Source organism: Kitasatospora sp. NPDC054939 (genome assembly GCF_053610105.1).
Genome location: NZ_JBSGXP010000019.1, coordinates 35,921 through 49,375 on the forward strand (window position 1 = coordinate 35,921; position 13,455 = coordinate 49,375).

At 76.6% G+C, this 13,455-nt stretch carries 7 protein-coding genes; 4 read left to right on the forward strand and 3 right to left on the reverse strand.

Annotation, left to right across the window (positions count from 1 at the left end; all coding sequences use genetic code 11):
* The first annotated feature begins 1 nt into the window (after position 1).
* Entirely contained in the window at positions 2-3,952 is a 3,951-nt protein-coding gene (locus ACWGB8_RS08340) for a DUF5682 family protein (RefSeq protein ID WP_452211467.1), read from the forward strand.
* Positions 3,949-5,970 carry a hypothetical protein gene (locus ACWGB8_RS08345; protein ID WP_452211469.1) on the forward strand — a complete coding sequence of 674 codons (2,022 nt, stop codon included), beginning with the start codon at positions 3,949-3,951 and terminating at the stop codon, positions 5,968-5,970. The genes ACWGB8_RS08340 and ACWGB8_RS08345 overlap by 4 nt, the downstream gene beginning before the upstream one ends.
* A gap of 218 nt (positions 5,971-6,188) precedes the next feature.
* Here the strand turns inward: ACWGB8_RS08345 and ACWGB8_RS08350 are convergent, their stop codons facing one another.
* The 3 genes from ACWGB8_RS08350 to ACWGB8_RS08360 form a co-directional block, all read right to left on the reverse strand.
* Positions 6,189-6,497: a hypothetical protein gene (locus ACWGB8_RS08350; protein ID WP_452211470.1), complete on the reverse strand. Its 309-nt coding sequence runs from the start codon at positions 6,495-6,497 to the stop codon at positions 6,189-6,191.
* 106 nt (positions 6,498-6,603) lie between these two features.
* The gene (locus ACWGB8_RS08355) at positions 6,604-8,196 is read right to left on the reverse strand and encodes a sensor histidine kinase (RefSeq protein WP_452211472.1); all 1,593 of its coding nucleotides are present in this window, start codon (positions 8,194-8,196) and stop codon (positions 6,604-6,606) included.
* Between the two features lie 310 nt (positions 8,197-8,506).
* Positions 8,507-9,739 (reverse strand): acyl-CoA dehydrogenase family protein, encoded by a 1,233-nt coding sequence (locus ACWGB8_RS08360; protein ID WP_452211473.1) that lies wholly within the window; start codon positions 9,737-9,739, stop codon positions 8,507-8,509.
* A 402-nt stretch (positions 9,740-10,141) separates the two neighbouring features.
* Here ACWGB8_RS08360 and ACWGB8_RS08365 point away from each other — a divergent pair, with 402 nt between their 5' ends.
* Together ACWGB8_RS08365 and ACWGB8_RS08370 are read left to right on the forward strand one after the other, a co-directional pair.
* On the forward strand, positions 10,142-11,236 hold the full coding sequence (locus tag ACWGB8_RS08365; protein ID WP_452211474.1) for a GAF domain-containing protein: 1,095 nt from the start codon (positions 10,142-10,144) through the stop codon (positions 11,234-11,236).
* Between the two features lie 493 nt (positions 11,237-11,729).
* The gene (locus ACWGB8_RS08370) at positions 11,730-13,310 is read left to right on the forward strand and encodes a lipase maturation factor family protein (RefSeq protein ID WP_452211523.1); all 1,581 of its coding nucleotides are present in this window, start codon (positions 11,730-11,732) and stop codon (positions 13,308-13,310) included.
* The last annotated feature ends 145 nt before the right edge of the window (positions 13,311-13,455 follow it).

Here is a 13,455-nt window from a genome sequence, read left to right on the forward strand (position 1 = left end):
CATGCTCGCGGACGACCGTCCCGACGCCGACCGCACCGGCACCGCCGGTGCGGCGGCCCCGGGGGGTCCGGCCCGTTCGGCGGACCCGGCAGCCGTGCCGGGTCCGCCGGACCGGGCGGTCCCCGGCGCCGAACCCGACCCCGACCCCGCTCTCGACGCCGACCATGCCGACCTCGCCGACCGGACCGCCGCCGAGGCGCTCGCGGCCCGGCTGGCGGCCTCCGGCACCGACCGCCCCGGCCCGCACCTGATCGGCGTCCGGCACCACGCGCCGTCGCTCGCCGCCGTCGTGCCGGCGCTGCTGGACGCCGCCCGGCCGGACGTCCTGCTGGTCGAGCTCCCGGCGGAGTTCCAGCCCTGGCTGGACCACCTGGCGGACGAGGCCACCCAGGCCCCGGTCGCCCTCGCCGCCGCGCCCCGCACCGCCGAGGACACCGGCTCCGGCGGGCCCGCGTTCTACCCGTTCGCGGACTTCTCGCCGGAGCTGGTGGCGCTGCGCTGGGCCGCCCGGCATGGTGTCGAGACGGTCGCCTGCGACCTGCCGCTCGCCCACCGTGCCGAGGCCCGGCGCACCCCCGACGGCCCCGACGGCCCTTCCGGCGGCGACCGCCACCCCGGCGTCGCCGACGCCCTGCGCCACCGGCTCACCGGCCGCGAGGGCGACGAGGACCTGTGGGACCGCCTCGTCGAGACCGCCGCACCCGGCTCGTCCCCCGAGGCGGTGCGCCGCGCCGCCCTGCTGGTCGGCTGGGCCATGCGACACGACGCCGAACAGCCGGCCGGCGGCGGCGTCGACCCGTACGACCTGCGGCGCGAGGAGTGGATGCGGGCCCGCATCCGGACCGCCGCCGCGGGCGGGCGCCGGGTCACCGCCGTCATCGGGGCCTTCCACGCCCCCGCACTGCTGGACGCCCTCGACGCCGGCGACGCGTCGGCCGCCCCGGGCACCCCGGCCGCGCTCGACGCTTCGGACACCCGCGACGCTGCCGTGCCGACCGCCCCGGGCACCCCGGCCGTGCGTGCCGTCCCGGCGGACGCCGACAGCCACGTCGTCTCGCTGATCCCGTACGCCTACCCGCTGCTCGACGCCCGCTCGGGCTACCCGGCCGGCATCCGCGACCCCGAGTGGCAGCACACCGTGCTCGACGCGGCCGGCGACCCCGACCGCCTCGCCGAGGCGCTCACCCGCACCGCCGTCCGGATCTGCGGGGCCCTGCGCCGTCAGGACCACCCCTCCGGACCGGCCGACGCCCGCGAGATCGTCCGGCTCGCCGGCGACCTCGCCCGGCTGCGCGGCCTCGCCGCCCCCGGCCGCGGCGAACTCGTCGAGGCCGTGCAGACCGTCCTCGCCCAGGGCGAACCCCTCGGCCGCGGCCGAGCCGTGGCCCGCGCACTGGAACAGGTCCTGGTCGGCAGCCGCACCGGCCGCCCCACCCCCGCCGCCCCGCGCAGCGGCCTGGCCCCCGCCGTCGAGGCCCTGCTCGCCGAACTCGGCCTGCCCGGCCCCGACGACACCGCCGAGCCCGGCCCCCGCGAACTGCGCCTCGACCCGCTCCGCTCCCGGCTCGACCGCCGCCGCGAACTGCTGCTGCACCGGCTCACCGCCTGCGGCATCCCGTACGCCGACCCGGTCGCCACCGCGGGCGCCGGCGGCACCGAGGCGCTCGGCACCCGCTGGCGCGTCCAGTGGACCCCGGCCGTCGCCGCGATGCTGACGGTCGCCGGCACCCGGGGCGTCACCCCCGCCCAGGCCGCCGAGGGCACCCTGCGCGAGCAGTTGCGCCGGGAGTCGGAAGCGGACGGGCCGACGCCGCGCCAGGTCCTGGACGGCCTCGCCCGCGCCGCCGCCTGCGGACTGCCCGCCCTCGCCGACACCCGGCTCGCCCAGCTCACCACCACCCTCCCGGAGGCCGCGACCCTTCCCGAACTCCTCGACGCCCTCGCCCTGCTCGACCGGCTCGCCGCCCACCACGTCCCGGGCCTCGCCCCGGAGCCGGACGGTGACGACCCGTCCGCCGCGGCCCCCGCCGCGGGGTCGCCGGACGCCGCCCGCACCCGGACGGTCGGCGACGCGCGCGACCTGCTGACCGTCGCCGCGGTCCGCGAACTGGAGGGCCTCGCAGGCTCCGACGACCCCGCCGACGCCCGCGCCCTGGTGGAGCTGGCCCGCCGTGCGGACGACTCCGGCGGCCTGCGGCTCGCCCACACCCTCGGCGCCCTGGCCGACGGCGGCAGCCCGCTGGTCCGCGGCGCCGCCGGGGCGGTCCGGGTGCTGCTCGGCCAGAACGCCCCCGCGGCGTTCGGCGACCGGGTCGCCTCGTGGCTGGACGGCGCGACCGACCCGGACACCCGGCACGCCCTCGGACGCTCGCTGGTCGGCTTGCTGACGGCCGCCGAAGGGCTGCTCGCCTCCGCGCCCGAGGTGCTGGAGCCCGTGCTGGAGCGGGTCTGCGCACTGCCCGACGACGCCTTCCTGGACCGGCTGCCCGCCCTGCGCGGCGGCTTCGACACGCTGAGCCCGGCCGCCCGAGACCGGCTGCTCGCCCTGGTCGAGGAGCGCCTCGGCGCCCGGGTGGACGCCCTGCCGTCCGCCGTCGAGCCCGCGCTGCTTGCCACCCTGACCCGTGCGGACCTCGCCGCCCGCGCGGCCCTGGCCCGCCGGGGCCTGCTGCCCGACCCCGGGCAGGACACGCAGGACCGGCAGGACGCGCTGGCCCGGCAGGACACGTCGACCGGTCAGGACGAGCCCGCCACCGCCCTGCCGACCGCAGCGCCGGCGGCCGCCGGATCCGTCACGCCCGCCAAGTCCGTCACGCCCGCCGAGTCCGCCGCGCCCGACCCGCAGCAGGCCCTCGGGCCGGCCGAGCGGTGGCGGCTGCTGCTCGGACGCACCGGCGGCACGGGCCGCGACCGGGCCGGCCGGCTGGCACTCGCCCTCGACGAGCTGTACGGGACCGGCCGGGGAGAGGGCTCCGGCCCCGGCCTCAGCGGCCGGACCGGTGCCGGCCGGGAGGCGCCCTACCCGGGCGTGCGCGAATGGGCCGAGGACCTGGAGGCGCTCTTCGGGCCCGGCATCCGGGAGGAGGTGCTCGCGGCCGCGGTCGCCCAGGGGCGCACCGACGCCCTGGAGGCGATCGACCCCGGCGCCGTCCGGCCCTCGGTCGAACTGCTCCGCACTGTGCTGGCCCACGCCGGCGGACTGCCCGAGGCCCGGATCGCCGCCCTGCGCCCGCTGGTGCGCCGCCTGGTCGACGAACTGACCAGGGAACTCGCGCACCGGCTGCGCCCGGCGCTCACCGGCATCCGGGTGCCGCGTCCCAGCCGCCGCCCGGGCGGCGGGCTCGACCTCGACCGGACGATCCGGGCCAACCTGGCGACCGCCCGCCCGGCGGAGGGCGGCGGCACGCTGATCGTCCCCGACCGGCCGGTGTTCCGGACCAGGGCCCGCCAGGCGTCCGACTGGCGGTTGATCCTGGTCGTCGACGTCTCCGGCTCGATGGAGGCGTCGACGGTCTGGGCGGCGCTCACGGCGTCGATCCTCGCCGGGGTGCCGTCGCTGAGCACCCACTTCGTCGCCTTCTCCACCGAGATCGTCGACCTGACCGAGCGGGTGGACGACCCGCTCGGGCTGCTGCTGGAGGTCCGGGTCGGCGGCGGTACCGACATCGCCGCCGGACTGCGTTACGCCCGCGAGCTGGTGACCGTGCCGTCCCGCACCCTGGTCGCGGTGATCAGCGACTTCGAGGAGGGCGGCCCGGTCGGTGCGCTGCTCCAGCAGACCCGTGCGCTGGTCGACTCGGGTTGCCACCTGCTCGGCTGCGCCGCCCTGGACGACACCGGGAACGCCCGGTACTCGAAGGCGGTCGCCGGCCGGCTGGTCGCGGCCGGGATGCCCGTGGCGGCGCTCAGCCCGCTCGAACTGGCCCGCTGGGTGGGGGAGAAGGTCCGATGACAGTGACGGAACAGCAGCCGGCATGGCCCGCCGTCCGGCCCGAGGTGGTCGCCGAGGTGGTGGCCGGGCTGTCCGCCCGGCTGCAGAAGCGGCTGGACGCGGCGGCGGCCAAGCTCGCCGACCGCCCGGTCACCAGGGACGGCGACGACTGGCGGATCGAGGTGGACGAGGAGAGCGTGCTGGTCCTGCACGCCCCGGGCGGCGTGGTCGCCGAGGAGGCGGCCGTTCGCTGCGGCTGCCTGCTCGCCCCGGCCTGCGTCCACCGGGCGGCGGCGGTCACCGTCTGCCCGCTGGCCGACCCGGCGGCCGGGGCCGAGCCGCCCGGGGACGCCGCCGTTCAGGCACCCCCGGTCGGCCCGGCCGCTCTCGAAGCACCCGACCTCGAAGCACCCGGGCTCGAAGCACCGGCCCTCGTGCCACCCGCACCCGAACCGGCCGCCCTCGCCCCCGCCGAGCGGGCCGCCGCCGGGCAACTGCACCGGGCGGCGTCGGCCGCGCTCGCCGCCGGGGTGAGCGGAGCCGGCGCCGTGCTCCAGGCCGAACTGCTGCGCGCCGCCCACCGGGCCAGGCTCGCCGGCCTCCACCGGCCGGCCGCCGCCGCGGTGGCCGTGGTGACCAAGCTGCGCGCCGCCCGCTCCGGCGAGCCCGACCACCGGCTCGCCGATCTGGTGACCGGCCTGCGCGAGCTGCTCGACCTCACCGCGGCGCTCGGCCGACCGGCCCCGGCGGCCCCGCTCGCCGACCTGCGCGGCACCGCCCGCCAGACCTACGAGCAGGCGGGCGGCCTGCGGCTGTACGGGCTGTTCGCCGAACCGGTCCTGACGCCCACCCACGCGGGCGTGCTCACCTGGGCGGTGGACGCCGGCGGCCGGCTGAGCACGGTCTCCGAGGTCATTCCGCACGGCGACCCGACCACGGCGGCGCCGCAGGCGACCGGGGCGGGCAACCGGGCGGTGCGGCTGGGCGACGCCATGCTCAGCCACCGCGAGTTCAGCCGGGCCGGCCTGGCGGTCCAGGGCGCGACCCGGTCGGCCGCCGGACGACTCGGAGCCGGCGCGGCCGTCAAGGCCGTCCGCGCGGCCGGCGTCGCCTGGACGGCCGAGCCGGTGGCCGGGCTCTGGGCCGAGCCGGTCGCCGCCCAGGTGGCCCGCGCCCTCGCCGCGGCCGCCCTCCCGTACGAGACCCGGCCGGCCGGGAGCGACCTGCTGTTCCTGGACGTCACGGTGCTGGGCATCGCCGGGCCGGGCTCCGGGGGCGGGCCGGGCCCCGGGTCGGGCGGCGGGTCCGGCGGGGCGGGCGGCCCGGAGCTGCTGATCGCCGACTGCGGCGGACTGCCGATCACGCTGCGGCCGGCCCACGAGCACCCGGCGCTGGCCTACCGGGGCAACCTCGCGCTGCTCGCCTCCGCCCCCGGACTGCGGCTGCGGGTGATCGGCCGGCTGGAGCGGGCCGCCCGACCGGAGCTGCGGCTGCTGGCGATCGGACTCCCCCCGGAGGAGCCCGCGCCGGGTACGCCCGCACTAGCCCTGCCCGCGGACCGGGCCGGGCGGGTGAACCTCGGCCTGGAACGCCTCCAGGTGGCGGACCTCGCCCCGGGCACCCTGCCCACTCCGCCAACCCCGTCCGTCGCGGTTGCCCCGTCCGTACCTGCCGGGGTGACCTTCGGGTACGTGCCCGTCCCGGCCGCCCCGGTCCACCTGCTGACCCGCCGGGTGGAGCAGGCCGTCACCAGCGGCCGGCACGCCCTCGCCCTGGCGGGCAGCACGGCGGCCGCCGACGCGGCCGACCTCCGGGCGTGGGGCCTGGGCACCGGCGCCGCCCTGCTGACCGCGCTGCGTGCGACCGCGGGCGACCGGCCCCGGGACGTGTTCGGTCGCGTGGTGGCCGACGACCACACGGCGTTCACCACGGCCTGGCTGGCCGCCGCCTGCTACGGCGAGGAACTGGCCGGGGCCCTCTGCGCCGCCGGCTGGTCCGGAGCCGACGAGGGGAAGGAGCCGCCGACGGCGGGAACGTAACGACAGCAGGGGTCCACCCGGGCCCCTGCTGCCCTCACGGCCGAGGCGAGGAGGCGAGCCGGGCTCGGCGGCGCCGCGGTGGGGCACCGACGTCCGGGCCGTACCCCGGCCGTCGGCCCCCGGCTGGTCCCGCGTCCGGACTCCGGGGCCGCCGGGCCGCCGCGCAGACCGGGCCGACGTTCGGGGTACGGGCCGTGCCGACGCCTCGTACGGGACCGTCAGCGCCACAGGGGCGGGGCGACGTTCTCCTCGGCGGCGCGGCAGCTGTCGAGCCGGCGCTGGAGGGCGTCGGCCTGGGCTTCGGTGCGGCGGGCGGCCTCGTGCTCGCCCTCGTGCCGAAGCCGCTGCGCCTTGGCGCGCAGGTCGGCGATCCGGTTGCCCAGCTCGCGTTCGTCGCAGTCGGTCCGGTGGCCGGCGGCGCGGGGGTCGGCGGCGTGCGCCGGGGCGGCGGCCGCCGGCAGGCCGCCGACCAGGGCCGCGGCGAGCAGGGCGCCGGACAGGGAGCGGGCGGGGAGGCGTCGGGGCATGGCGTTCCTCGGGATCCGGGGGAGTGCGACGGAGGCGGCAACGCCGCCACCGTGACCCTAGGTCACTCGCCCGGCGCGGAGGGTGAGGCGACCCCGCGAAGGGCCGTCACCCGCCCAGGCACTCAGCCTCCGGCGGGTCGTAGCGCAGCGGGACCACCGGCCGGGGTACGACGACGGCACCGGACAGCCCGGGGTGCTCGGTCCCCACGGGCTGCCATTCACCGGTCTGCCCCGCTGCGGGTACGGCACCGTTCGGCCCGAGGCCGTCCCGGCTCGCGCTGCCGCCCCGGGCCCCGCCGCCGTCGCCGCTCCCGTCCCTGCCCCCGCTGCGGGCCGCGCCGAGCCACCCGCCGGCGCCGCCGCCCGCGCGGTCCGCCGCCCCTGTGACCGTCCCGTCCGCGCCGCCCGCCGCCCGTGCGCCCGCACCCGCGGCCCCGTCCTCGGAACCGTCGGCCCCCGCCGATGCCCCAGCCGTTGCCCCCGCCCCCGGGGCCCCCGGCGCCTCCGCGGCCTCCGCCGCGGGCATCCGGGTGATCCGGGCGCCGAACGGCAGGCCGGGAACGGCGCCGGGCTGGGGGGCCGCCTCCAGCAGGGCGGCGGGCACCAGCACCACGGCCCGGGTGCCGCCGTAGGGGGAGGAGCGCAGCGAGACCCGGATGCCGTGCCGGGCGGCGAGCCGGGCGACCACGTACAGGCCGATCCGCAGGTCGTCGCCGGCCGCGGGGACGTCCGGCTCGGGCGGGTCGGCGAGGTAGGCGTTGAGGCGCTCGTACTCGTCCTTGCCGATGCCGAATCCGCGGTCGTCGACCTGGACGGCGAGGCCCTGCGGGTCCTCCTGGGCGGAGACCTGCACCTGGGTGTAGGGCGGGGAGAAGGAGGTGCCGTTCTCGATCAGTTCGGCGAGCAGGTGGATGACGTCGGCGACGGCGGGGCCGGCGAGCGAGGCGCGCGGCACGCCCTGGACGGCGACCCGCGCGTACGCCTCGGTCTCGGAGACGGCGGTGCGCAGCACGTTGACCATCGGGACGGCGCTGCGGCAGCGGCGGGCGGGCAGGGCGCCGCCGAGGATGGCGAGGTTCTCGGCGTTGCGCCGCATCCGGGTGGCGAGCCGGTCGACGGCGAACAGTTCGCGCAGCAGCTTCGGGTCGTCGTGTTCGCGTTCCAGCGAGTCCAGCATGCTGATCTGGCGGTGGATCAGGATCTGGGTGCGGCAGGCGACGTTGAGGAAGACCTTCCGGGCCCCCTCGCGGCCCTGGGCCTGCTGGATGATCGCGGCGAGGGCGGCCTGGCGGACGGCGTCGAGTCCGTCGGCGGCCAGTTGGATCTCGTCGCCGCGCCGGGCGGGCACCCAGGCGGGCGGGCGCGGGATGTTCTCCCCGGCGTGGAGGCGTCCGACGATCTCGGGGATCTCGTGCCGGGCGGTGCCGAGGGCGTCGATGCGCAGGCCGGTGAGCCGGGCGGTGAGCGTGCGGGAGAGGCGGACGCCGCGCAGCAGGCTCCAGAGCAGGACGACGGCGACGGCGGCGCTGCCGGCGGCGGCGGCCGTGCGGTGCCCGGAGCCGTGCAGCAGGACGGCGGCGCAGCTCCAGGCGCCGGCCAGGGCGAGGCTGGGCACCAGGGCGAGCAGGAGCAGCGAGCCGCGGACGGAGCCGCACCGGGCGGCGCGGTGGCCGGGGCGGGGAGCCGATATGCCTGGCATCTGATTCCTCGGTGCGGGGCCGGACGGGGTGCGGGGACGGATCGTCCGCGGACGGTTCCGGACGGAGCTTCGGGGGTGCCACGACCAGGCGGAGCCCTCGCGGGTGACGGAGCGTCATCGCGTGGGTGCGGGCTGCACAGCCGACCTCGGCACGCTATCAGCCCACGGTGACCCTTTCGCAATATCAACTGACGATATGTCAAAGGGTGATCACGAGTTCCGAGTCACCGAACAGTGTGCGGAGCTCGGGAATTGTTGCGGGCCGCGGGTGATCCGGGGGCGAACTCCGCGGCGATTCCCCCGCGGCCGGTCATCGGCCGACGAGTGCGGCCCCGCCGCGGGTCAGCTCGGTCCACGCCCAGCTCGCCTCCGCGGACAGCTCGGCCGACCACTGCCGGCCGTACGCTCCGGAGGCGAACTGTCCGAGCCGAAGCCGCTGGACGTCGGAGGTGCCGGCCGGGGGGCGGAGGCAGGAGGCGTCGCGCAGATAGCGTTCGATCCCGTACTCGCCCTGGGTGCCGCGGGCCGCGAAGATCTCCATGGCATTGCGGGCCGAATCCAGTGCGTACTCGGTGTTGATCAGTTTGGCGTTCATCAGTTCGGCGTCGCAGGACTTGCCGTGGTCCAGCAGGTGCGACGCGTGGTACGCGGCGAGCTTGGCCGTCATCAGCCGGGACTGCATGTCGCCGAGTTTCAGCGCGATGTTGGGCAGCTGGTTGATCGGTTTGCCGTACAGCACGCGCTCCTCGGCGAAGCGCGCGGTGTCCTCGACGATGGCCACGTGCAGGCCGAGTGCGACCGCGGCGATGTTCAGCCGCCCGTAGAGGGTGCTGGAGGAGTGTGCCACGTCCAGGCCCTGGCTCTCCCGGCCGAGCAGGTTGGCCGCCGGGATCCGGCAGTCCTCGAAGACCAGCTCGCCGAAGCTGAAGCCGCGCAGGCCCATCTGCCGCCCGATGTCGCCGGTCCGGAAGCCGGGCCGGTCGCTCTCCACGAGGAAGGAGGACAGGCCCCGGCTGCCCTCGCCGGTGCGGAACACCACGCCGTGCACGTCGCCGATGTGCGAGTTGCCGACGAACCACTTGCGCCCGTTCAGCACGTAGCCGTCGCCCTCGCGCCGCGCGGTTCCGGCCATGCCCAGCACGTGTCCGCCGGAATCCGGCTCGGTCACCCCGATGGTGGGCAGCGACTCCCCGGAGGCGAACCGCGGCAGCCAGTACCGGCGCTGGGCGTCCGAACCGAAGTGGACGACCTTGGCGACCCCGAGCTGCGAGGCCTGGGCCGCCGCGCCCATCGCCCCGCTGACCCGGGACAGCTCCTCCACGATGACGGTCTTGGCGAGGTGCCCCAGCCCGAGCCCCCCGAACTCGCGCGGGATGGTCACCCCGATCCACCCCCGGCGGGCGATCTCGCGGGAGAGCGCGGACTCCACCTGCTGGTCGGCCTCCATCCGGGCGACCTGCGGGCGGACCTGCTGCTCGGCGAACTCACGCACCTCGGCGCGGAGTTTCTCGTGCCGCTCGTCGGTGAAGTAGTCCATCGCCATTCCCGGGTCCTCTCAGGATGTGTGAGCCTCCGTCCCTGCGCGCCGCTCCGCGACGGCCGCCGGGTGCGGGGTGGGGGCCGGCGACGGCAGTGCTGCTGCGGTGCGGGGCATGCGGAACCACGGGGGGTCGTGCGCGGGGCGACCCGCCCGTCCGCACGTTCGGCTGGCTCATTGTCGTATGCCGATCGAGCCACCTCCAGATTTGATCTTGAAATGGCGGGAAACGGATGAACGATGATTGAACCGGGTCGAACCGGGTAACGATCCCGTCTTGTCCGGCGGGCCGTTCGAGCGGGTGATTCCCACGGCCGACTGACTGTTCATCAATCCTTGCGCTCCGGGCGGCGACACTGTTCCGTCCGGAAGGCGGCCACACGTCCGACGTCTGATTACATGTGCGCCATGACTGATGTGATGAGCACTCAAGGCCAGCCCCCGGGTGCCGCAGGAGAATCCGAGCGCACCCGCAGGCTCCGCAGCCTGGGCCTCGACGAACCGATCGCCGACGAGGCCTTCGACCGCTTCGCCCACCTCGCGGCCAGTATCACCCGCGCCCCCATCGCGATGGTCAACTTCATCAACGACGAGCGCCAGATGTTCCGGGGGCTCTACATTCCGCCAACCTCGGCCGGAATCCCGGTCGGCAACGGCGCCTCCTGGGCCGACCGCGGCATCGCCTTCGACCTCCCCGGCCGGGAGATGCCGCTCAGCCACGGCTTCTGCCCGCACGTGGTCGCCCAGCGGTCCCCCCTCGCGCTGGACGACATCCTCGCCCACCCGCGCTTCGCCTCGAACCCGGTCGTCGACGAACTCGCCGTACGTGCCTACCTCGGCGCGCCCCTCGTCGACGACACCGACACCGTCATCGGCACCGTCTGCGTGCTCGACCGCGAACCCCGCCAGTGGGGCCGCGAACGGCTCTGCGACATCCAGTACCTCGCCGAGGCGCTGCTCTCCGAGATCCGGCTGCGCGACAACCTGCTCTCCCTCCAGCAGGAGATGTTCGCCGCCTTCGACGGCTCGCCGTTCCCGATCATCCTCACCGACGGCCCCGGCCACCGGATCCGCTACGCCAACGCCCACCACGCCGACACCTTCGGCGCCCCCGCCGCGTACGGCACGATCGCCCAGGCGTACCCGCAACTCGGCGCCGAGGGCCTCCAACAGGCCGTCGCCGAGGCGTACCGCACCGGGCGCGCCACCGTCCTCAACGACGTCCGGATCCCCGCCACGCACCCCGACGCCCAGCACCTCCAGCAGGTCTTCAGCTTCACCTGCACCCCGCTGCGCACCGCCCGCACCGGCTACGTCAACGGGGTCTTCGTCGTCGGCCTGGACGTCACCGCCCAGTTCCGCACCGAGGAGGAGCTCGGCACCCTCGCCGCGCTGCTCGTGGACCGTCTCCAGCAGAACGGTGCGGGCAGCGCCACCGGCGCCGGCGTGCGCCCCGGTGCCGGCGTCGCCGGCAGCACGAACGGACTCCTCCCGCCCGGGTGACCCCTGCCCGTCCGGAGCCCGCAGCCCGTCCCCCCGAGAACCGCCGGACATCCGAGATCCCCCGCACGCCGAGATCCCCCGCACCCCCGGGATCCGCCGCACACCGGAGCAGCACACCGGAGCAGCACCGCAAGTCCGGGCACCGTCCGCCCGAGTACCGCGCGCCCGAGCAGCACCACAGGACCGCAGGACCGAGCACCACGCGCCGCAGGGCCGCGCAGCCCGCGCACGGGGCGGCGGGGCGCCTCTCACCCCCGAGGAGAGGCTCCCCGCCGCCCCGCCCGCCGCGCCCGTCGCCCCTGACGCCTGACGCCTGACGCCCGTCGCCCCTGACGCCTGCCGACTGCCGCCCGCCGCGCCCGTCGTCCGCCGTCCCGGCCCACCCCGCCGAACGGCCCGGACCCCGCCGACCGGCCACCGTCCGGGTGAACCGGCCCGCCCCCGCCGCCGACCCCGCCCCGCGCCACCGCGCCCGGTGGTAGGCATGGGCCGCATGGAGTGGTTCGCGGCCCCGGAGTACTGGCTGAGCAGGCTGCTCGTCCAACGGATGCTCGCCGCCCTCTACCTGGTCGGCTTCCTCGCCGCCGCCCTCCAGTTCCGGGCCCTGATCGGCACCCACGGCATACTGCCCGTGCCGCGCTTCACCGCCCGGGTCTCCTTCCGGCAGTCCCCGGGGCTCTTCCACCTCCACTACTCCGACCGCTTCTTCGCCGCCGTCTGCTGGACCGGTGCCGCCCTCGCCGCCGCCGTCCTGGCAGGCGCCGCCGACGCCGTCCCGCTGGGGGTGTCGATCCTGCTGTGGGCCGTGCTCTGGGCCCTCTACCTCTCGATCGTCAACGTCGGCCAGACCTGGTACTCGTTCGGATGGGAATCGCTGCTGCTGGAGGCCGGATTCCTGGCCGCCTTCCTCGGCAACGCCGACACCGCCCCGCCCGTCCTCGTCCTCTGGCTGCTGCGCTGGCTGGCCTTCCGGGTGGAATTCGGCGCCGGACTGATCAAGCTGCGCGGCGACAGCTGCTGGCGCGACCTCACCTGCCTGCGCTACCACCACGAGACCCAGCCGATGCCAGGCCCGCTCAGCTGGTTCTTCCACCACCTGCCCGCCCCGCTGCACCGCGTCGAGGCCGCCGCCAACCACGTCACCCAGCTCGTCGTCCCCGTCGGGCTCCTCCTCCCGCAGCCCGTCGCCACCTGGGCGGCCTGCGCGGTCGTCGTCACCCAGCTCTGGCTGGTCGCCTCGGGCAACTTCGCCTGGCTCAACTGGCTCACCATCACCCTGGCGCTCGCCGCCGTCGACCCCGCCCGGATCGGCCTCGCCGCCGAGCCCCGCAGGGAGCCGACCGGCCCCGTCTGGTTCGAGGTCCTGGTCATCGGCCTCACCGCGGCCGTCGTCGTCCTCAGCTACTGGCCGGTCGCCAACCTGGTCTCCCGCGGCCAGATCATGAACCGCTCCTTCAACCGCATCCACCTCGTCAACACCTACGGCGCCTTCGGCAGCATCAACCGCCTCCGCCAGGAGGTCGTCGTCGAGGGAACCGACGAAGCCGTCGTCACCCGTCACACCGTCTGGCGCGAGTACGGCTTCAAGGGCAAACCCGGCGACGTGCGCCGCCGCCCCCGCCAGTACGCCCCCTACCACCTGCGGCTCGACTGGCTGATGTGGTTCGCCGCGATCTCCCCCGCGTACGCGCGGCCCTGGTTCCTGCCGTTCGTGGCCCGCCTGCTGGTCAACGACCGGGACACCCTGCGCCTGCTGCGCCACAACCCCTTCCCCGACGCACCGCCGACCCACGTCCGGGCGATGCTCCACCTCTACCGCTTCACCGATTGGCGCGAACTCCGGCGGACCGGCGCCTGGTGGCACCGCACCGTGCTGCACGAGTACCTCGAACCCGTCAGCCTCGACACCCTCCGCCGCACCGGCCACCGCCCGCCGCTCGGACGGCGCACCCGGACCGTCCCCCTGGACGGCCGGCGCCACCACGGCCGCCCGCACGGGACGGCCGGCGGCCGGGACGGGACAGGTCCGGACGGATCGGTCACCGACCACCACCCGCCCGGCCCTCCCGAGTAGCGGCCGGCCGGGCGGTGTGGCACGCCACACCGGGCCGCTGACCCGGTGGGTGCGTGCAAGGCTCGAACGGGCACCCGTATTCTGGGCCTCCACACCGGCAGCCCGACCGCGCGCCGACCGCCCCACCCGCAGGGGCCCGCACGCA

Coding starts and splice junctions, on each gene's coding strand:
- ACWGB8_RS08340 (WP_452211467.1), top strand. CDS start 2: ATGCTCGCGGACGACCGTCCCGACGCCGACCGCACCGGCACCGCCGGT.
- ACWGB8_RS08350 (WP_452211470.1), bottom strand. CDS start 6,497: ATGCCCCGACGCCTCCCCGCCCGCTCCCTGTCCGGCGCCCTGCTCGCC.
- ACWGB8_RS08370 (WP_452211523.1), top strand. CDS start 11,730: ATGGAGTGGTTCGCGGCCCCGGAGTACTGGCTGAGCAGGCTGCTCGTC.
- ACWGB8_RS08360 (WP_452211473.1), bottom strand. CDS start 9,739: ATGGCGATGGACTACTTCACCGACGAGCGGCACGAGAAACTCCGCGCC.
- ACWGB8_RS08345 (WP_452211469.1), top strand. CDS start 3,949: ATGACAGTGACGGAACAGCAGCCGGCATGGCCCGCCGTCCGGCCCGAG.
- ACWGB8_RS08365 (WP_452211474.1), top strand. CDS start 10,142: ATGACTGATGTGATGAGCACTCAAGGCCAGCCCCCGGGTGCCGCAGGA.
- ACWGB8_RS08355 (WP_452211472.1), bottom strand. CDS start 8,196: ATGCCAGGCATATCGGCTCCCCGCCCCGGCCACCGCGCCGCCCGGTGC.